The following is a 19,210-nucleotide window of genomic DNA, read 5'->3' on the forward strand; positions in this document are numbered from 1 at the left end:
TTTCCTGGATAAACGCGGCGTCCGTGAGTTTTCGCGAGCAAGCTCGCTCCTACAGCGGGGGATGTGCAGTGCTTAGAAGTTACCTTTGAGGCTCAGCGTCAGGTTGCGCGGCTCTCCGTAGAGGTTGCCCCAACCCGCTGTGCCCACGGTCTGGTAGTAGTTTTTATCAAACAGGTTGTTGCCGTTGAGCGCCACGGTCCAAGTGTCGTCCACCTGATACGCCAGGCGCGCATTCCACAACGCATATCCAGCTTGTTCAAGCTTGATGGTTTGCAGTCGGTAGTTGCTGCTTTGGGCGTTGACCCCTGCACCGACTGTCCATTTCGACAGCGCACCGTCTAACTGATAGTCGCCCCACAACCTGAGCATATGCCGTGGCACGTAGGTGTTGGATACCGCGCCTTCGGCTGTGCTGTCGATGTTCTTCAGGTTCTTGGTCTGCGTGTAGGTATAGCCACCGAACACTTGCAGGCGTTCGAGCAATTCACCACTGAGCTCGGCCTCCACCCCTTGGGCGCGAACTTTGCCTGTGTCGGTGTAGCAGTAGCCGTCTGAGGAGCTGCCACAGCGGGTCTCGAAGTCGGTTTGGGCGGCATTCTTTTCGATTGCGCGGAACACTGCCAGGGAGCTGTTCAAGCGCCCGTCAAACCACTCACCCTTGATGCCAAGCTCATAGTTCTCGCCCATTTTTGGCTTGAGGGCCGAACCGCTGACCGTGGCGTAGGAGCTTTGCGGCTGGAAAATATCGGCGTAGCTGGCGTACACCGAGAGATTGTCATTGAGGTCATAGATCAACGCGCCAAACGGCGTTACCACGCCGGTTTCCTTGGTGCGTGCGTCTTGATCGGCCCACTCGCCCCACGCCAGGTTCAGGGACTTGCGGCGGTTTTCGTACCAACTGACGCGACTGCCGAGCACCAGCATCAAGGGCTCGGTCAGGCGCAGGCGCAAGGTGGCGTAGGCGCCGTATTGCGTGGCGGTCTCGTTGACGGTGCCGCCTCGGTACATGTTGGGCCAGAACGTGTCGTCGGCAGGTTCCGGGAAGTGGTGATTGGGGTTGAAAACGCTTTGGCGCTGGGGCAGGTTGCGGATCGCGTAGACATCGTCCTGGGTGCCACGACTGCCGTTGGCGCCGAGGATCAGTTCATGTTGCAGGCCAAATGCCTCGAATTGGCCGTCGATATAGGCATCCAGGCCGTAGTCCTTGTGATCGTAGTCCAGCAGTGCGGCGTAGCTGGTGAGGGTGGGGGCCGGGTCGCCATAGTCCACGGTGCTTTCACTGGCGGCATATTTGATATCTTGCAGGTTGCGGCTATGCACGGCGCTGACTTTGAGCTTCCAGGCGTCATTGAAGTGATGGGTCACATCGGCGAACAACGTGGTGCGCTGGCTTTGCCAGTCGTTCCAGGCCTGGCCCAGGCAGGTGGAGCGGCTCAGGCCGAGGCTTTTGCCGTCGCGGTAGCGCGGCAGGCCGCTCCAACACGGCGTGGCGTCGACATCCTCATGGCTGGCACCGAAGCCCAGGGTGGTGTCGGGTGTGACATCCATGTCCAGGGCTGCGTAAAACGCTTGGTCCTGGCGCTTGGCAAGGTCCATGTAGGAACCGCGATTCTGTTGGCTGACCGCCGCGCGGCCACGCACCGTGCCGCTGTCGTTCAGCGGGCCGCCAGTGTCGAGTTCGGCTTGGTAGTTATCCCAGGTGCCTGCCGACAACCCCAGGCTGGTGGTGGGAGTGGCCTGGGGCCGCTTGCGCACGAAGTTCACCGCACCACTGGCGGTGCCGGCGCCCTTGAGCATGCCGGCGGCCCCCTTGAGCACTTCCACCCGGTCATAAATCGCCATGTTTGCGCTGAAACTGTCGGCCTGTATGTAATCCTTGCCGATGTCCAGCGGCACGCCATCGAACTGGTACTGGCCGAGCATCTTGAAGCCCCGGGAATAGAAATACTTGCCGCCCATGGGCGATTCGTAGCTGGTGATGCCTGGCGTGCGCTCCAGCAATTGGTCGATGGTGGTGATGTTCTGGTCATCCATCAGCTTGCGGGTCATCACGCTCACCGATTGCGGGGTGCGTCGCAGGCTGTGTTCACCCTTGCCAATGGTCACCGCACCGGTGGTGTAGGAGCCGCTGCCTTCGGTGGTGGCACCCAGGCGATTGCCGGTGATGGTGGTGGCGCCCAGGTTCAGCGCCGAACCGTCCTGCTGCTGAGGCAACAACAACCAAGCGTTCTGGCCCTGGCTTTGAGCCTGCAACCCCTGGCCCTGAAGCAACCGGCTCAGGGCCGATTGTGGGTCCAGGGTGCCGCTCAGCCCCGGGCTGTTTTTGCCCGCCACGCTGCCCGCGTCATATGAAAGGCTGATACCGGCCTGCCGCGCAAACTGATCAAGGGCGCCGGCCAGAGGGCCAGGGGCAATATCCCAGGCGCGGGCCGGGCGCTCGTTGCCGGGCTCTTGGGCGCTAGCGGTATAGGGCAGGGCGCTGGCCGCCACGCTCGCGCCCAGGAGAAGGGCGTTGACGGCGTGTCTGAGAGGTGAACGTTTGGAGGGGAACGCTTGCATGACCGCGGGATGCTCCTGAGGAAAATGAATGAAACCGGCCTGTTGATCGGCCTTTCCTTACAGGTCGAGCGGCAATGAGAATTCACCTCATTTATTTTCAGTCGGTTAAACCCGAGCGGAGACGGTCACCCAGTAACGGCTGCGGTAGGTCACAGCGACCGGCAACGATTGGGCCACGAGTTTGAATACCTGGTCGGTGTCATCCAGTTGGTAGGTGCCCGAGACCCGCAGCCCGGCCACCGCTTCGCCGCAACGCACCAGCCCGTTGCGGTAACGGCCCAGTTCGGCGAGGAAGTCATCCAGGCGCATGTTGTGGGCGCTGATCACGCCGTCACTCCAGGCCCAGGGGTCGAGGCCATTGGCGGGGGAGGGGTGGACGCCGCTACGGTTGAGCAGCACCTGTTCGCCGGGCTTGATCACTTGGCGTGCAGTGATGTCATGGCTGTCGGAAAATACCGCCACCGCGCCCTGTTGCACGGCCAACAACGTGCCTGCCGGCTCTTCGCGCACCAGCAAGCGCGTGCCTAGGGCGCGCAGGTAACCGTCGCGGGTGTGTACCCAGAACGGGCGGTTGTCGGCGCCGGTATCGACCAGCACCTCTCCCTGGCGCAGGTTCACCAACCGTCGCTCGGCGTTTAACGCGATATCGATGGCGCTGGCGCTGTTGAGCTGGACTTTGCTGCCATCGCCCAATGCCACCCAGCGCCGCTCGCCGGTGGCGGTGCGGTAGTCGGCCAGCAGGGCGGGCAGCGGTGTGTAGTCACGGCCCAGCCAGGCCAGCCCGGCGGCGCCGACACACAACCCCAGCACCTTCAAACCTTCACGCCGACTGATGCGCTGGCGCGCGCCATCGAGTGCATGGCGACTGACATGCGCCGGCAGGTGCTTGAAATCGTCATCCATGGCCGCTACCCGCTGCCAGGCCTGCTGATGTGCGGCACTGCGTTGCAACCACTGCTCAAAGGCCGCAGTGCTGGCGTCGTCGGCGGTGTTGAAACGCAGCTTGATCATCCACTGGATGGCCTGGTCCACCAGGCGCGGGTCAGAGTTCGGCATAGCGCAACCGATAACAGGCGTGCAGCGCCTTGGACAGGTCACGTTCCACCGTGGCCCTGGATACGCCCAGGCGCAGGGCGATCTGCGGGCAGGTCAGGCCGTCCAGTTGCGCCAACAGGAACGCCTCGCGCACCCGCGGCTTGAGTTGGTCGAGCAAACGGTCGATGCGCTCCAGGCTGTCGAGGATCAGCAAGCGGCTTTCTTCGCTCGGCACTTGGACTTGGGGGAAGTGCGCCAGGCTTTCCAGATAGGCGCGCTCCAGCTCGCGGCGCCGGTACTGGTCGATCATCAAGCTGCGCGCAATGCTGCTCAAATAAGCCCGCGGCTGCTGCAAGGTCTGGTGCTTGCGCGCGTTAAGCAGGCGCACGAAGGTTTCCTGCGCCAGGTCGGCGGCGTGTTCACGGCAGCCGGTGCGCCGGCTCAACCAGCCGCGCAGCCAGGAGTGGTGGGCCTGGTAAAGCTGGCCGATGGCGGCAGGGTCCAGAGGGTGATCGCTCGACATGGTCATCCCGGCGCAGCAAACTTAATTGATAATGTTTCGCATTCTAGACGTTGATCGTGGCATTCAGCAATCACCTGGTTTTCTGCGCAAGCAATGTATCCAGCACAATTTTTTGTGTGCCCTGTACTCGCCGATTAATCTGGGCTTTTCCAGGCGGACGGTTCACCCATGATCAGCCTCGTCACTCTTGCGGTTTTTTCCGGCGCTGTTTTGCTGTTGCTGCTGTCACCGGGGCCAAATATGGCGTTTGTGATCAGCCATGGTGTGACCCATGGCTGGCGTGGGGGCTGTGCATCGGCCCTGGGCATCGCTGTGGCAGACCTGTTGCTGACGGCGTTGACCGTCATGGGGGTGACGGCGCTGGTCGCCAGTTGGCCGCCAGCCTTTGACTTGATTCGTTACGCCGGTGTGATCTACCTGCTGTGGCTGGTATTCAAGACCTTGCAGACGCGCTCCGGGCCGGACACTGCGCACGTCGACCGCGTGGCCCTGGGGCGGGTATTTCTACAGGCCATGCTCAACAGTTTGCTCAACCCCAAGGCGCTGTTGTTTTTCATGGTGTTCCTGCCACAGTTTGTGCAACCGGAGGCTGGGCCCATCGCCGTTCAATTAATGGTGCTGGGTGGCGTGCTGACGCTGATTGCAGGCGTGTTTCACGCGCTGCTGGGGATGTTTGGCGGTGCGCTCCGTCGCTTCTTCGCCAAGCGCTCAAAAAGCGCCTGGCTGCAGAAGTGGGGCCTGGCGACCGTGCTGATGGTGCTGGCTGTGCGTTTGGCGGTGATGTCTCGTCCTGCCTGAAGACACGCACGAGGCCAAGCAAGTTTCTTTGTGGCGAGGGAGCTTGCTCCCGCAACTGCCTGGCAGCTTATAGCTATCTAACTGATGCCCCACGATCCAACTGTGGGAGGGGGCTTGCTCCCGATGGCGGCCTGACAGCCGACCAGAATGTTGGATCAGACCGAGTACATATCCGTTATTTGGGTAACGGCCACTTAGGGTTCCGCTTTTACAGCGGGTCACTTTTGAAAAGCGCAAAAGTAACCCAAACGCTCTTGCCCCACCACTCGGCACCTCGCCCAGGCTCGGTGTGCCCGTAATCCGCCATGGATTTGGGGGGGCGCCGCCACGCGCCATCCATGGCGCGGGGCGGCTAAACCGGCGTCCCTGCCGGTTTACCCCCCAAATCCCTGTCGAATTCCGGCCAGCGTGGTTTAACGGGGCGCCTGAGATCAAAAGCAGAGCAAGAGCAGAGCAGCTCGCTTCGCATCGTGGTTACTATCGGCTACGACCGGACAGCCGCGCCGAAAGAATCAAAAGAAGTTTCGCACAGCGGCCTAAGACTCACCTTACGTCTAAGCGCTGAAACCGGCTTTTTCCCACAACCCTTTAAGGTTGCTGCTAGGAACAGTCATAACTAGTCTTCCCCAGTCGCTGCCAATTCAGCGACCGGACGTGAGAAATCCGAATTACTCCAGTAGTCCATTACTCTCAGGAACTACACCATGATCAAAGACAGCCCCAATCTTCCTTCAGATTCAAACCTGCTCTTCACCCTCCATCCCAACCTCGACACCGAAACCCTGCTGGTCAATGCCTCCCAGGATCTGGACTCCATCAATGCCATTGCGGCGCACCTGGCCTTTGAGGTTGATGGTTCGCAACGCAGTGTGGTGCTGGGGATCTGCCGGATGGTGGAGGGCGTTCAGTTGCTGGTTGATCGGGTAGTAGAGGGAGGCGGCGAAACGCGAGCGCAGTAACGGCGATGCCCGTCAGTTAAGGCGCAGCGCTGTACTGTGGTGAGGGAGCTTGCTCCCTCACCACGGATGAACATTCAACCCAACCGCGCAGCCGCTCGGGCCACAATCTCCCCACGCACTCTGCGCGACTCCACCGTGCGCTTGTTGGCTTCCTCCAGCACATGCCTGGGCGCAGTCTCCGGGCTGCCTGAGTCGAACGGCGGCGCCGGCGCATATTCGATCTGCAACTGCACCAGTTGCGCCGCCTCCTCGCTGTACAACTCCGCCGCCAGGGTCAGGGCAAAGTCGATCCCGGCAGTGATCCCGCCACCGGTCAACAGGTTGCCGTCACGTACCACACGCCCTTGTACCGGGATTGCACCGAGCGGCGCGAGCAGTTGATGGTAGGCCCAATGGGTGGTTGCCCTACGGCCGCGCAGCAATCCCGCAGCTCCGAGCACCAGCGAGCCGGTGCACACCGAGGTCATATAGCGCACGATTTGCGCCTGGGCCTTGAGGAAGTCCAGAGTTTGCGGGTCTTCCATCAGCGCGCCTACGCCTGCACCGCCGGGCACACACAACACATCCAGGGCCGGACAGTCGGCATAGGTCATGGTCGGCGTGAACATCAGGCCGGTGCTCGACGTAATCGGTGCCAGGTCTTTCCACACCAGGTGCAGCTTCACGTCGGGTAGTGAACCAAGCACGTCATAGGGGCCGGTAAGGTCCAGTTGCTGGATGCCGGGGAACAACAGAAAACCGATGTGCAAGGTCATGAAACAAGCTCCGATAAAGGGGTGGACGACCTCACTGTAGAAGCCTAGGCTTTGGCGCATACGCCATTGAGCCCACTAATCACGCCAATCATGCCCAGAATCATTAATGTGCTCGCCTTTGAGAACGTCCAGGTGCTCGATGTGACCGGACCCCTGCAGGTGTTCGCGTCCGCCAATGACCTCGCACGCCAGCGTGGCTTGCCATTGCCCTACGCGGTGAGTGTGATCACCGCCCAGGCTGAACCGGTAATGACCTCTGCCGGCCTGGCGCTGCTGGCCGAACCGCTGCCCGCCAACGACACACCTTGCGACACCCTGGTGATTGCCGGTGGCTGGGGCGTGTACGGCGCTGCCGAAGACCCGGCGCTGGTGCAATGGGTGCGGGAAAAGGCCCGGCACACGCGGCGCATGGCTTCGGTGTGCACCGGAGCTTTTCTGTTGGCCGCCAGTGGCTTGCTCGACGGTTGCCGGGTGGCCACGCACTGGACGCGCTGTGAAGAACTGGCGCGCAAGTTTCCCGCGCTGACGGTGGAGGCCAATCCGATTTTCATCCAGCAAGGCACAGTGTGGACGTCGGCTGGTGTGACCGCCGGGATCGACCTGTGCCTGGCCCTGTTGGAAGAGGATCTGGGGCGTGCCTTTGCCCTGGAAGTAGCGCGTCACTTGGTGGTGTTCCTCAAGCGCCCCGGCGGGCAGGCGCAATTCAGCGTGACGCTGGCCCTGCAAAAGAGCGACAGCCGCTTTGCCGAATTGCACGCCTGGATCGCCGAGCACCTGACACTGGATCTGAACATCGCCACCCTGGCGGCGCAGGCCGGCATGAGTGAGCGTAGTTTTGTGCGTCACTACCGAGCCGAAACCGGCCAAACCCCGGCGCGCGCTGTTGAATTGCTCCGTATCGAAAGCGCACGCCGACAGTTGGCAGACAGCACCACCTCGATCAAACGCATTGCCCTGCAATGCGGCTTTGGCTGTGAAGAGACATTGCGCCGCAGCTTCCTGCGCGCCCTGTCGGTGACGCCCCAGGCTTATCGGGAGCGTTTTTCAGCGCTGCAGTAATTCCAGCAAGGCCTCCAGCGTGACCTTGGGCGCTTCCTGGAAAACATTATGGCCCACGCCAGGCAACACGTGCCTTCGATAAAAACCGCTGAAGAGCTCCACATCCTCATCTTCTTGAGAGGGCGGGCCCACGCCATCGTCGGCACCGCACAATGAAATGCTCGGCACCGAGATCGCCGGTTGCGGCACCAATGCCTGCTCGATGAACTCCAATGCGGGATCGCCCGGCGCATACATGAATCGATGGCGATAGGAGTGAATCACCACCGCGACAAAATCCGGGTTATCAAACGATGGCGCGGTATTGCCGTACAGGCTTGGGCCTTCACGCCACGTCGGTGACCAGAGCCGCCATAACAATTCGCAGAGTTCACGGCGGTTGACGGTCAAACCGTCGACCCCGCGCTGGGTATGAAAGTAATACTGGTACCACAAACGATGCTCAGTTTGCGCAGCACGAGGCGCGAGTGACTTGGCGATGTCCTGGATGTTGTAGCCATCGCCGGTCACCAGCCCGCGTACCCGTTGCGGCCACAGCGCCGCGACAATACACGCGGCGCGCCCACCCCAGTCAAACCCGGCAAGGGTTGCCTGGGGGATTGCCAGGGCATCCATGAAATCCAGCAGGTCCTTGGCCAGCGCCGCCTGTTGGCCGGAACGCATCGCTTGATCATTGATAAATCGCGTCGGGCCATAACCGCGCAGATACGGTACCAACACCCGATAACCACGCTCGGCCAGCGTTGGCGCGATCTCATCGTAGCCGCGTGGGTCGTAGGGGAAGCCATGCAGCAGGATCACCGGCTCGCCTGCGATGGGACCATGGGTCTCGTAAGCTACATCCAACACGGAGGTGCGCACATAGAGCAATGGGACAGGGGCATTCAGGGTTGCCATACGGTCTTCTCCCCGCTGAGCTTGCGGTCCAGAAAGGTCGCCGCACTGATCAACGCCAAATGGCTCAAGGCCTGGGGCGTATTGCCCAGGTGCCGGGCCTGGCTGTCGAACTCTTCGGCGTATAACCCCAGGGGGTTGGCGTAACGCAGCAACTGTTCGAATTCCAGATGGGCTTTTTCTACTTGGCCGGCGCGAGCCAGGCATTCGACATACCAGAACGAGCAGGCGGCAAATGCGCCCTCGGTACCTTGCAGCCCATCGATCTGGCTGTCGTCGTTGCGATAACGGTAGACCATGCCGTCGCGCACCAGGCTTTTCTGGATCGCTTCCAATGTCGACAGCCAGCGCGGGTCGGTCGCTGCGACGAAACGCACCAGCGGCATCAACAACATCGAACCGTCCAGCGCAGTGCTGCCGATATGCTGCACAAAATGCCCGCGTTCTTCGTTCCAGAAGTTGCTCCAGATGTCGGCGTAGATCGCCTGGCGCGTCTGGTCCCAACGGGCGAACGGTGCAGGCAGCGAGCGTTTGGAGGCCAGGCGAATGGCGCGGTCCAGGGCCACCCAGCACATCAGGCGCGAATGCAGGAAGTGGTGCTGCTCGCCGCGCATTTCCCAGATACCCACGTCCTTGCGGTTCCAGATCTCACACACTTGGTCGACCACTTCCACCGTGTGTTTCCAGCCTTCGTGGGAGATGGCTTCGCCGTATTTGTTGACCAGGTACACCGCGTCCATCAGTTCGCCGTAGATATCCAGTTGGATCTGGTCGAACGCTTCATTGCCCACACGCACCGGTTGGGCGCCGCCGTGGCCGCTCAGATGGCCAAGTGCGGTTTCCGGCAGTTCCTGACGACCGTCGATGCCGTAGAGGATGTTGATCTTGGTCGGCTGCCCGCAGCAGTCGCTGACCCGTCCCCTGAGCCAACGCATATAGGCATTGGCCTCCTCGACAAAACCCAGGCGCATGAACGCGTAGACGGTGAACGAGGCGTCGCGGATCCAGGTGTAGCGGTAATCCCAATTGCGTTCGCCGCCGGGGGTTTCTGGCAGGCCGAAGGTGGCGGCGGCGATGATTGCGCCGTGCTTGCGCGAGGTCAAGAGCTTCAATGCCAAGGCCGAGCGGTTGACCATTTCGCGCCAGCGACCACGGTAATTGGACTGGGAGATCCAGCCGCGCCAGAACTTCAGGGTGCGCTCCAGGTACAGGTCGGTGCAGTCATTGACCACCCGCGGATCGTCCTGGCCGCCGAGCACGAATTCGGCGCCTTCGTCCTGGGCCAGAGTGAAACGGGTGACGGCCGCATGGTCTTCGAGGGTCAGCGGGTGGCTGCCGACCAGGCGCAGGCTTGGCTGGCCGTCGGCGCTGAACAGCACGCCGCTATCGTCGGCTGTGGCGTGAGTCTTGGCACGCGCGTAGTCGTGGCGCACGGCGCAGCGCAGGTGCAGGGTGGCCTGGCCGCTGACTACCCGTACCCGGCGAATCAGCAAAGGCAGCTCGTCGACCTCTTCGCTGACCGCCAGCAGGTCGGTGACTTCTACCACCGCCGCATCGCTGAGCCAGCGGGTTTGCAGCACGTTGGTGTCGGGCAGGTAGATCTGTTCGCGGCGGGCGTTGGGCAAGTCCGGGGTGAGCTGGAACGTGCCGGCCTCGGGCGTATCGAGCAGCGCGCAGAAGATCGATGGGCTGTCGAATTCGGGCCAACAGAAAAAGTCGATACTGCCCTGGTCGTTCACCAGTGCTGCGCTACGCATGTCTCCGATGATGCCGTGAGCGTCGATGGCGCTTTGGGGTTCGCTTTTCAAATCAACCATTGCCATTAAACTCCGGATAAAGGCTCATGCCACCATCGATAAACAGCGTACTGCCGACGACATAATCAGACGCATCGCTGGCCAGCCACACCACTGCATTGGCCACGTCCTGCACATCACCGACGCGGCCATAAGGGATCAACTTGAGTAACTCTTTTTCTGCCGCACCTTCGGTGGCCGCACGATTAATTGCCGTGCGAATGGCCCCCGGCGCAATGCCGTTGACGCGGATGCGCTGCTCACTGACTTCCTGGGCGAGGCTGCGCATCAGCATTTCCACACCGCCCTTGGACGCCGCGTAGTTCACGTGCCCGGCCCAGGGAATGAGTTGATGCACCGAGCTCATATGGATGATTTTGCCAGCGGCGCGCGACACGCCATCGCGAACACCCTGGCGATTGAAAATACGCACGGCTTCGCGAGCACAAAGGAACTGCCCGGTGAGGTTGACGCCAATCACGGTGTTCCAGTCCTCAAGGGTCATGTCGACCAGATTGGCGTCTTTTTGCAGCCCGGAGTTGGCCACCAGAATATCCAGGTAGCCGAAGGCGTCGAGCGTCTGGGCGAACAGGCGTTCGACGTCAGCTTCCTTGGACACATCGCCACCGATGGCAAGCGCCCGGCCACCGGCGGCATTGATCTGTGCGGCGAGGGCCTCGGCCGGTGCCGCCTGGGAATTGTAGTTGAGCACCACCGCCGCACCCGCTGCGGCCAGGGCTTTGGCGGCACAGGCGCCAATGCCGGAGCTGGCGCCGGTGACCAGGGCCACTTGTTGCTGCAAGGAAATCTGCATTGCCCACCCACTGTGATTATGAGAGTCCTTTCAGCTGACTGGCGGCGAGCAATGGAAGTTCACCGTTTGGCTCATATGCCCAGGCCGTGGGCAACAACGGTATGCGTGCCGATACACATCTGTCGGCTGACCCTGGCAGCGCTGTCAAATCGGGACAGGTGTTGGAACAGGGGATCGGCCAAGTAGGCATCAATCGCCGAGTCCGGAGCATGGGGGCTGGGAGGAGGTCCTTCGCGGGCGGCCGCCGGCCGATGAATGATTTGCCCGTCGACCATGCCGATTTCGACCGCAGCCCTACCGGCCACCAGGTTCACAAACGTGTGCATGTCATAGAGCAGGATGCCGTTTTGAAGTGACCACATGTCCATGCTGCCGACATTGTGCAAGCCTACCGGGATGATGCGTTCGCATTCGGCCGGTGTGAGCCCGTTGCCGATCAACACCGCCCGAGCCTTCTCATCGTTGCGGGCAACCAGCACCAGGTTTTCCAACTGTCGGACCAGGTTACCCAACCCACTTGCCGGCTCTCTGAGCAAGCTGAGCCATCCCAGTAGGCCGCTATGGGAGCGCTTCTTGAGGTGTTTGAGCTGAACGCCATAAATCTGGCCGTGCAGGTTGTCCCGGATGAAAAAATCGACATCCACTTCCACGGCACTGTCTTTTGTATGGTGTTGCAGCAGCTCGAAATCCAGCACTTCAATATGGGCGCAGCGTTTGAGCCGATTCAACAGATAGGCTTTCTGTGCATCAGAGGTGGCCTTGCCGTGCCAATTGGCGCCGAGCTTTATTTCTGCAAATTTTTCGGCTGTCTCGATGGCGCCACTCGCCAGGTTGCGCGTTCCCAGGATCAGTCCGCCTCCAGAGAAATCGAACAGCCGGTCAACCACGGGGAGTTGCGCTTGAATCTGACAGACACGTTCGTAGACCGGCGTGATGCCCTTCTGTGCGGCGTGGCGATGATCGAAGGGTGGGGTTCCAGGGTGCTGTGCCCCGTGCACCGCGTGAATGATCATCAGCAGCAAGGGTTCAAGTTGATCGAATAATAGTCCGGCCACGGGACCGTAGTCTGGCGGTAGTCGCCAATGCTGGGGGAATATAGTCAGTGCCGATACCCAGGCGTTTGGCAGTTGGTTTCGTCGAGCCGGGTCGGCGGCCACGCTGGCAAGGCTCTGGATGGCCAGGGAGGCAGACGCAAGGGATGCCTGCTCCAGGGCTGAACCAAACCACACTCGTCGTAGGTGCATGCGCATGGCGTCTGAGGACGGCGTGATGCTGCAACGGCCGGTCTCATCAAGGGCTGCCCTGGCGATACCCAGTATGACCAGCGCCAGTAACTCAGAAAGCCAAACGCAGTGGCACGCCAGGCTAACAGTATCCTGCGAGGACGGGGCGCCCTGGGCTTCGCATGGCATGGTCGAGAGTACGGTTTCAAACAGCTGCAGATCGAGCAGCCGCGCAATATCGGTCAGGGTGCCGTCGGGTAGAGGTGCCGTGTCGACGGTGGTGTGTATCTGGGTTTGCTGCAGATGCGCCTCGCGGGATTTCCACAGTGCGCTCGTGCCGGTGAGTGGCAGCCTGGGTGCCAGCAGCGCCTGCATCTGGCACAGCTGTTCGACCAATGTCTGCACACCCGGGCATTCATCCATCAGGGAGCTGATGAGTTTTCGATTGGATTGGCTCAAACAGAACTTGTGCGGGTAAGTGCTGATGTTGCAGGCAAGGCGTAAGGCGTGGTGGCAGCGGGTGTCGATAAAAGGCGTGTGCATAGGTGTAGTGCTCGGCCGGAAGGTGAATGTTATCGTATGGTGCTTAGAATAAAGGGAATGGAGAGGGCGCGATGGAATGTGTATGCCGACAGGCACCGCACGCATGAACAAAATACTCATGGTTCTATCAGCAGTATTGTCACTGGCTCAAACGTCGGGGGCCTTGGCAGAAAACATCAATGGCAAGACGCTTTACCTCCAAAGGTGCGCGGTGTGTCATGGGCCCGATATCAGAGCGACCGGGCCATTGGCCAAAAAAAGCAATCCGCCAACGCCAGACCTTACAACCACAGCTTTCAAGCAGCGGCTCAAGGATTATCCGGGTGTTATCGTGTCGTCGATCATCCTTCGTCCCAATGGCGACCTGATTCCAAGGACGTTGCGCGAGAACGGCGTAAAGATAGCGCCGCACGCCTGGAGCATTAAGGATCTACGCGACCTGCATCAATATATGAGTGCGGTTATTTCAAAAACATAAATGCTCTCGGGAACAGAAGTGGCGCAGGCGATCAGCAGCAATTGCCCTGCTTAATAGGAAGCATTACTATTCACGCCCCGCCTCCCCAGTGCATCCGCGATGACCCCTCAGCCGCCCCGCAGAACAGGCTTTTTCGAGCACTACGAAGAGTTGATCGGAACCTGGACGCGCCGCCTGAGAAGCCGCCAGCAGGCCGAAGACCTAGCGCATGACACCTTTGTGCGTGTGCTTGAGTCCCGCGCCAGCGAGGTTGTACTGCCCCGCGCCTACCTGCATCAAACCGCACGCAATATTGCGGTGGACGCCTACCGCCGCGAAGACCGCCGCGAAGCGCTGACCCTGCGGGCCATGGATCAAAGCGCGCCCCACGGCGACGACCCGGAGCATCACATGCATGCGATCCAGTTGGCCGACTCTATCGAGCGCGCCTTGACGGAGCTGCCGCTCAACTGTCGCAGGATTTTCATCTGGCAGAAAATCGAGGGCCTGACCCAGCAGGAAATCGCCGAGCGCCTGGGGCTGTCTAAAAACATGGTGGAAAAGTATATGATCCGCACCCTGCGGCATCTGCGTGATCGTTTGGATGCGATGGCGCCATGACCCGCTTTGAAACAGGATCTTGCTCGATGGATAACCGTGTCCGTGATGAGGCCGCGCAATGGTTTGTACGCCTGCAAGACGGCCCATTGACCGCCGAGGAGCGGCAACGTTTCGATGCCTGGCGGGCGCAGGCGCCTGAGCACCAGTATGAATTCGATGTGCTGCAAGGGCTGTGGGGAGCCACCGATCTGCTGCCCAAGGCCCGCTTGCAGGCCCTGTGCGATAAGCCGGTCGAGCCTCCCAAGCGCCGCGCCGTGTTGCGCTATGCTGTTGCCGCCAGTGTGGTCGCCATCGCAGTGGGCCTGGGTTTAGTCAGCGGGATAGGTCAGTCAACGCCTTACAGTGCAGAGTTCAGCACCCGCTTGGGCGAGCGTCGCCAGGTAGCCTTGCCCGATGGCTCGGTGATGGACCTCAACAGCCGCAGCGTGGCCGCGGTTCGCTATGAAAAGGGCCAGCGGAGCGTGGAACTCAAGCAGGGCGAGGCGATGTTCAGTGTCGAGCATGACGCCGGGCGTCCGTTCGTCGTGGTTGCCGGATCAGGCCAGGTAACGGTTACCGGCACGCGTTTTGATGTGCGCCGCGATGAAGACCAGACCCGCGTGGCGGTCGAGGCCGGTACGGTCAAGGTGCAGGGGCGCATATCGGATCAGGCGGTGACGCTCACCGCTGGCCGTGGCACCCATGTCGATACCCAAGGCCAAGTGGCAGCGGCCTACGCGGTGAACCCTGAAGAACTGACCGCGTGGCGTACCGGCAAACTGGTGTTCAACAACGCCACCTTGGGCGAGGTGGCCCGGGAAGTGTCGCGCTACCGTGAGCAACCGCTGCGTGTCAGTACGGCAGCGGTGGGCAACCTGCGTCTGACCAGCGTATTCAAATCCAGTGACACCGACGCCTTGCTCAAAGCCTTGCCACACATCCTCCCCGTGGCCTTGCGCACCTTGCCGGACGGCAGCCAGGAAATTATTTCACGCTGACATTCAGGTTTTTTTCGAGTTGTTCGTCTTCTCCTGCAACTGCAACTGGTTTGCATTAACAACCGCACACTCTTGCGATCACAGGACTAGGTTCGACGTGAAAAAACTCGCCCTCCACAACAATAAAACCTCCCGCTGGGCGCCCCTGGCCCTGGCCATTGCAGTCAGTACCGCGCTGCCTGCCGCGTATGCGGCCGATGGCATACATATCCGCGCCCAATCACTGGGTGCCGCGCTTAGCCAACTGGGCCAACAGACTTCGCTGCAAGTGTTCTTCAGCCCCGACATGGTGGCCGGCAAGCAAGCGCCGGCGGTGGATGGCAACCTCTCGCCCGAACAAGTCCTGCGCCAACTGCTGCAAGGCAGTGGGCTGGATTACCAGATCGACGCCGGCTCAGTGACCCTGCGCCCGGTGAGCAACGGCACCGGGGAAGCGGGTTCACCGCTGGAGCTGGGAGTCACCGATATCAAGGTGGTGGGCGACTGGCTCGGCGATGCCGATGCCGCCGTGGTGCAAAACCACCCGGGCGCGCGTACCGTGGTGCGCCGCGAAGCCATGGTGGAGCAGGGCGCGATGAACGTCGGTGACGTACTGCGCCGCGTGCCTGGCGTGCAGGTGCAGGAAGCCAACGGCACCGGCGGCAGCGATATTTCCCTCAACGTCGGTGTACGCGGTTTGACCTCACGCCTGTCGCCGCGCTCCACCGTGCTGATCGACGGCGTACCGGCGGCCTTCGCCCCGTATGGCCAGCCGCAACTGTCGATGGCGCCGATTTCTGCCGGTAACCTTGAAAGCATCGACGTTGTCCGCGGGGCCGGCTCCGTACGTTATGGGCCACAGAACGTGGGTGGGGTGATCAACTTCGTGACCCGCGCAATTCCGGAGAAATTCTCCGGTGAGGTCGGCACCACCCTGCAGACTTCCGCCCATGGTGGCTGGAAGCATGTGGAGAACGCCTTCATTGGTGGCACGGCAGACAACGGCATCGGCGCTGCATTGCTTTACTCCGGGGTCAACGGCAATGGCTACCGCAACAGCAATAACTCCAACGATATCGACGACGTGATCTTCAAGACCCACTGGGCGCCCACTGATCAAGACGACTTTTCGCTGAACTTCCACTACTACGACGCCAGCGCCGACATGCCCGGCGGCCTGACCCAGCAGCAGTTCGACGCCAACCCGTATCAGTCCGTGCGCGACTGGGACAACTTCAGTGGTCGCCGCAAGGACGTGTCCTTCAAGTACATCCGCCAGATCGACGATCGCACCCAGGCCGAAGTGCTGACCTACTACTCCGACAGCTTCCGTGGCAGCAACATCGCCAACCGTGATTTGAAAACACTCAGTTCCTATCCGCGCACCTACTACACCTTTGGTATCGAGCCGCGGGTGTCCCATGTGTTCGACCTGGGCCCGAGCACCCAGGAAGTCAGCGTTGGCTACCGCTACCTGAAGGAAGGCATGCACGAGCAAGCCACCAGCCTGAATCTGGTCAACAACGTGCCGACGCCGGGCGGACAGAGCGATGGTCATGTCTATCAGGACCGCACCGGTGGCACCGAAGCCAATGCCTTCTACATCGACAACAAAATCGATATTGGCAAATGGACCATCACCCCGGGCATCCGCTTTGAAGATATCCGCACCGAATGGCATGACCGCCCCGTCGTGGCCCTGAACGGCAAGCGTACCGATGAAAAACGCCGCGAGATCCACAACAACGAACCTTTGCCGGCCCTGAGTGTGATGTACCACGTCTCCGACGCCTGGAAACTGTTCGCCAATTACGAAACCTCCTTCGGCAGCCTGCAGTATTTCCAGCTGGGCCAGGGCGGCACCGGCAACCAGACCGCCAATGGCCTTAACCCGGAAAAAGCCAAGACCTACGAGCTCGGAACGCGCTACAACGACAGCGTCTGGGGCGGCGAAGTGACGTTGTTCTACATCGACTTCTCGGATGAGCTGCAATACGTCAGCAACGATGTAGGCTGGACCAACCTCGGCGCCACCAAGCACTCCGGTATCGAAGCCTCGGCCCATTACGACCTGTCCAATCTCGACCCGCGCCTTGACGGGCTGACGGCTAACGCCGGCTTCACCTATACCAAGGCCACCTCCGAAGGTGATGTACCGTTCAAGGGCCGCGACCTGCCCCTGTACTCCCGTGAAGTGGCGACGTTGGGCCTGCGCTACGACGTCAACCACTGGACCCATAACCTTGATGTCTATGCGCAATCCAAGCAGCGTGCGCCAGGTACCGGCACCACCTACATTACCCAGGGCACCGACGATGGCCAATATGGCGACATCCCAGGTTATGTCTCCGTCAACCTGCGTAGCGGCTATGATTTTGGCGCGCAACTGTCGAACCTCAAGCTGGGCGTAGGCGTAAAGAACGTCTTCGACCAGCAGCATTACACGCGCTCCAGCGACAACAACGCCGGGATATACCTGGGTGAGCCGCGTACGTTCTTCGTCCAGGCGAGCGTCGGGTTCTGATATTCAGTTGATAGGAAAAATCGCAACCCACGGGTTGCGATTTTTTGTTTGCTCGGGCTCGCCGCCGCTTTGCCTGGGCAGCAGCTAAAAGACCATTGTCCGCTCGATCCGTTTCCTACACTGGCTCAGCATATATTGTTGCTGGCACAGGAACTGATTCCGACAAAAAACCACACATGGGAAAGCTGATGGGCTTCGACACTACGTTGGAGCGACAAGCTGAAAATCGCGCCCACTGTAATGGAGAAACGCATGTCGGTACCGATGTTGGATCCATCCCCCGTCTCTACCTCATCAACCTCTGATCCTTCGCAGGCCAATGCCACTGCCAGGTCAGAGGTCAGAACCACTCGTGCAGCGCCTGCTGCGCCTCTCTTCAATGGCCAGAGCGCTGCCAATGTAAGTTTTCAATCCGCGGAAAGTAAGGCCGGGCCAGTGTTCGGCAACCATCAGTCGACAACCACTGGCGCAGATGTGTCTGGCTACCGCCACCACCACTACCACCACCATCATCACGCTCCTGCGATGCAGGATTTCATGAACCAGTTCAAACAGTGGATGAGCCAATGGTTTACCGGGCATCGCCCGCATCCCTATCCAGGTTGCGGCGGCCCACCACCAAGGCCGAACCCAGGTTGCGGCGGCCCACCACCGAGGCCGAACCCAGGTTGCGGCGGCCCACCACCACGACCGGACCCTACCGAAGGAGGCAGGCCCTATCCGGTCGCACCCGGCAGGCCGGATCCACAATACTCGCTGAAGAACAATGAAGAGTTGGCAGAGCAATTGCGCGACAACTTCCATGCTTTCAGGGACCCCAGGAATCCCGGGTATATCAGTGTTGACAGCATTCTTGCGATGGCGAGAAGAGGGTGGTCGCCTAACCCTGCCATGCGGGAGAACATTCGTTTGGCCAATGAGCTGCTGCGGCGTCCGGAATTGATGGCGGCGCTTGACCGACATACGTCTACCGGTGCATTGGATAATCTCATCGACTTCCAGAACGTGATCGCGGTCATCAAGGGCGAAAACTACTTCAAGTACAAGACTGACAAGGAGTTGGCCGCTGAGATGCTCGAGCACTTTGACGAATTGAAGGGCTGGCCCTGGGGCCCGGACCTGAGAATCCGCGACCTGAAAAATCTCGCCCGCCAGCCTTTCACAGGCGACGCTGAAAAGGACCACCTTATCCAGTTGGCCCAGGCAGTGATCAAGCGAAGTAACCTGCTCAAGCTGATGGATGACCTCGCCAGTACAAACGGAGACGGAAACATCAATTGGAGAGCATTGGTCCTATTGTCCAAGTGACCAACCTACAGGCGCTGCACGGCGAATGCGGCGCCTGACTCAATGGTTCGAGGAACGGATTACGCTCATTTGCCACATAGCTGATAGCTACAGTAGTGATTCAGCCGCCGCTTTTCAGATTCCGAGTGAGGGCAAACTCATGACTTCAACCTCGTTTAACTCCCCCCAATCCCATCGCCTTGAACTCTTGCGCAGCGCCCAGGACGCAAATCTTGCGGTACCAGAGGAGGGCGCAGCAACGCGAAGTTTGCACACTCCTGCCAAGGAATATGCGGCCCAAGCCCTGCGCATGAAAGCGTTTGCCGGACAGCGCCAATTCCAGGCGCCCGTTCCGGACGACTTTTCTAGGGGAATGCTAGCGGACGTACAGACCTCGGGAGAGGGCG

General features: G+C 60.6%; 16 protein-coding genes. 8 read left to right on the top strand and 8 right to left on the bottom strand.

What is annotated here, in order from left to right:
- Positions 1–72: 72 nt before the first annotated feature.
- From QYQ93_RS10555 to QYQ93_RS10565, 3 genes are all read right to left on the bottom strand, one after another.
- Positions 73–2,559 carry a TonB-dependent siderophore receptor gene (locus QYQ93_RS10555; RefSeq protein WP_338476871.1) on the bottom strand — a complete coding sequence of 829 codons (2,487 nt, stop codon included), beginning with the start codon at positions 2,557–2,559 and terminating at the stop codon, positions 73–75.
- Positions 2,560–2,664: 105 nt separating this feature from the next.
- Positions 2,665–3,615, bottom strand: coding sequence for a FecR domain-containing protein (locus QYQ93_RS10560; protein WP_217882054.1), 951 nt, complete (start codon positions 3,613–3,615; stop codon positions 2,665–2,667).
- A complete protein-coding gene (locus QYQ93_RS10565; protein WP_338476872.1) occupies positions 3,602–4,117 on the bottom strand; it encodes a sigma-70 family RNA polymerase sigma factor in 516 nt (171 codons plus the stop codon). The genes QYQ93_RS10560 and QYQ93_RS10565 overlap by 14 nt, the downstream gene beginning before the upstream one ends.
- A 168-nt stretch (positions 4,118–4,285) precedes the next feature.
- Here QYQ93_RS10565 and QYQ93_RS10570 point away from each other — a divergent pair, with 168 nt between their 5' ends.
- A complete protein-coding gene (locus QYQ93_RS10570) occupies positions 4,286–4,915 on the top strand; it encodes a LysE family translocator (RefSeq protein WP_338476873.1) in 630 nt (209 codons plus the stop codon).
- A gap of 704 nt (positions 4,916–5,619) precedes the next feature.
- A complete protein-coding gene (locus QYQ93_RS10575) occupies positions 5,620–5,874 on the top strand; it encodes a DUF6124 family protein (protein ID WP_338476874.1) in 255 nt (84 codons plus the stop codon).
- 74 nt (positions 5,875–5,948) lie between these two features.
- On the opposite strand, the gene QYQ93_RS10580 is transcribed toward QYQ93_RS10575, so the two are convergent.
- A complete protein-coding gene (locus tag QYQ93_RS10580; protein WP_338476875.1) occupies positions 5,949–6,629 on the bottom strand; it encodes a DJ-1/PfpI family protein in 681 nt (226 codons plus the stop codon).
- A gap of 90 nt (positions 6,630–6,719) precedes the next feature.
- On the opposite strand from QYQ93_RS10580, the gene QYQ93_RS10585 reads away from it, so the two are divergent.
- Positions 6,720–7,688 carry a GlxA family transcriptional regulator gene (locus tag QYQ93_RS10585; protein ID WP_338476876.1) on the top strand — a complete coding sequence of 323 codons (969 nt, stop codon included), beginning with the start codon at positions 6,720–6,722 and terminating at the stop codon, positions 7,686–7,688.
- Here the strand turns inward: QYQ93_RS10585 and QYQ93_RS10590 are convergent.
- The 4 genes from QYQ93_RS10590 to QYQ93_RS10605 form a co-directional block, all read right to left on the bottom strand.
- Positions 7,674–8,585, bottom strand: coding sequence for an alpha/beta hydrolase (locus tag QYQ93_RS10590; protein WP_338476877.1), 912 nt, complete (start codon positions 8,583–8,585; stop codon positions 7,674–7,676). The genes QYQ93_RS10585 and QYQ93_RS10590 overlap by 15 nt on opposite strands.
- Positions 8,573–10,399: a glycoside hydrolase family 15 protein gene (locus QYQ93_RS10595; RefSeq protein WP_338476878.1), complete on the bottom strand. Its 1,827-nt coding sequence runs from the start codon at positions 10,397–10,399 to the stop codon at positions 8,573–8,575. Before QYQ93_RS10595 ends, QYQ93_RS10590 begins: the two co-directional genes overlap by 13 nt.
- Positions 10,392–11,192 (bottom strand): glucose 1-dehydrogenase, encoded by an 801-nt coding sequence (locus QYQ93_RS10600; protein ID WP_338476879.1) that lies wholly within the window; start codon positions 11,190–11,192, stop codon positions 10,392–10,394. Before QYQ93_RS10600 ends, QYQ93_RS10595 begins: the two co-directional genes overlap by 8 nt.
- 71 nt (positions 11,193–11,263) lie before the next feature.
- Complete coding sequence (locus QYQ93_RS10605; protein WP_338476880.1) at positions 11,264–12,874, bottom strand: hypothetical protein; 1,611 nt, start codon at positions 12,872–12,874, stop codon at positions 11,264–11,266.
- 166 nt (positions 12,875–13,040) lie between these two features.
- Between QYQ93_RS10605 and QYQ93_RS10610 the strand changes: the two genes are divergently transcribed.
- The 5 genes from QYQ93_RS10610 (at position 13,041) to QYQ93_RS10630 (ending at position 18,824) form a co-directional block, all read left to right on the top strand.
- Positions 13,041–13,436: a c-type cytochrome gene (locus tag QYQ93_RS10610; RefSeq protein WP_225924237.1), complete on the top strand. Its 396-nt coding sequence runs from the start codon at positions 13,041–13,043 to the stop codon at positions 13,434–13,436.
- Positions 13,437–13,535: 99 nt separating this feature from the next.
- Entirely contained in the window at positions 13,536–14,036 is a 501-nt protein-coding gene (locus QYQ93_RS10615) for a sigma-70 family RNA polymerase sigma factor (protein WP_043050987.1), read from the top strand.
- Between the two features lie 26 nt (positions 14,037–14,062).
- Positions 14,063–15,013, top strand: coding sequence for a FecR family protein (locus QYQ93_RS10620; RefSeq protein WP_338476881.1), 951 nt, complete (start codon positions 14,063–14,065; stop codon positions 15,011–15,013).
- A gap of 97 nt (positions 15,014–15,110) precedes the next feature.
- Positions 15,111–17,516: a TonB-dependent siderophore receptor gene (locus tag QYQ93_RS10625; RefSeq protein WP_043050985.1), complete on the top strand. Its 2,406-nt coding sequence runs from the start codon at positions 15,111–15,113 to the stop codon at positions 17,514–17,516.
- A gap of 252 nt (positions 17,517–17,768) precedes the next feature.
- Positions 17,769–18,824 (top strand): type III secretion effector protein, encoded by a 1,056-nt coding sequence (locus QYQ93_RS10630; RefSeq protein ID WP_338476882.1) that lies wholly within the window; start codon positions 17,769–17,771, stop codon positions 18,822–18,824.
- Positions 18,825–19,210: the final 386 nt, after the last annotated feature.

Source organism: Pseudomonas khavaziana (genome assembly GCF_036704165.1).
Lineage (GTDB): Bacteria > Pseudomonadota > Gammaproteobacteria > Pseudomonadales > Pseudomonadaceae > Aquipseudomonas > Aquipseudomonas khavaziana.

Excerpts from the sequence above, each read along its gene's own strand:
- QYQ93_RS10600 (WP_338476879.1), bottom strand. The coding sequence starts at position 11,192 with ATGCAGATTTCCTTGCAGCAACAAGTGGCCCTGGTCACCGGCGCCAGC.
- QYQ93_RS10575 (WP_338476874.1), top strand. The coding sequence starts at position 5,620 with ATGATCAAAGACAGCCCCAATCTTCCTTCAGATTCAAACCTGCTCTTC.
- QYQ93_RS10580 (WP_338476875.1), bottom strand. The coding sequence starts at position 6,629 with ATGACCTTGCACATCGGTTTTCTGTTGTTCCCCGGCATCCAGCAACTG.
- QYQ93_RS10630 (WP_338476882.1), top strand. The coding sequence starts at position 17,769 with ATGTCGGTACCGATGTTGGATCCATCCCCCGTCTCTACCTCATCAACC.
- QYQ93_RS10620 (WP_338476881.1), top strand. The coding sequence starts at position 14,063 with ATGGATAACCGTGTCCGTGATGAGGCCGCGCAATGGTTTGTACGCCTG.
- QYQ93_RS10565 (WP_338476872.1), bottom strand. The coding sequence starts at position 4,117 with ATGTCGAGCGATCACCCTCTGGACCCTGCCGCCATCGGCCAGCTTTAC.
- QYQ93_RS10570 (WP_338476873.1), top strand. The coding sequence starts at position 4,286 with ATGATCAGCCTCGTCACTCTTGCGGTTTTTTCCGGCGCTGTTTTGCTG.
- QYQ93_RS10560 (WP_217882054.1), bottom strand. The coding sequence starts at position 3,615 with ATGCCGAACTCTGACCCGCGCCTGGTGGACCAGGCCATCCAGTGGATG.
- QYQ93_RS10555 (WP_338476871.1), bottom strand. The coding sequence starts at position 2,559 with ATGCAAGCGTTCCCCTCCAAACGTTCACCTCTCAGACACGCCGTCAAC.
- QYQ93_RS10590 (WP_338476877.1), bottom strand. The coding sequence starts at position 8,585 with ATGGCAACCCTGAATGCCCCTGTCCCATTGCTCTATGTGCGCACCTCC.
- QYQ93_RS10585 (WP_338476876.1), top strand. The coding sequence starts at position 6,720 with ATGCCCAGAATCATTAATGTGCTCGCCTTTGAGAACGTCCAGGTGCTC.
- QYQ93_RS10615 (WP_043050987.1), top strand. The coding sequence starts at position 13,536 with ATGACCCCTCAGCCGCCCCGCAGAACAGGCTTTTTCGAGCACTACGAA.
- QYQ93_RS10610 (WP_225924237.1), top strand. The coding sequence starts at position 13,041 with ATGCCGACAGGCACCGCACGCATGAACAAAATACTCATGGTTCTATCA.
- QYQ93_RS10595 (WP_338476878.1), bottom strand. The coding sequence starts at position 10,399 with ATGGTTGATTTGAAAAGCGAACCCCAAAGCGCCATCGACGCTCACGGC.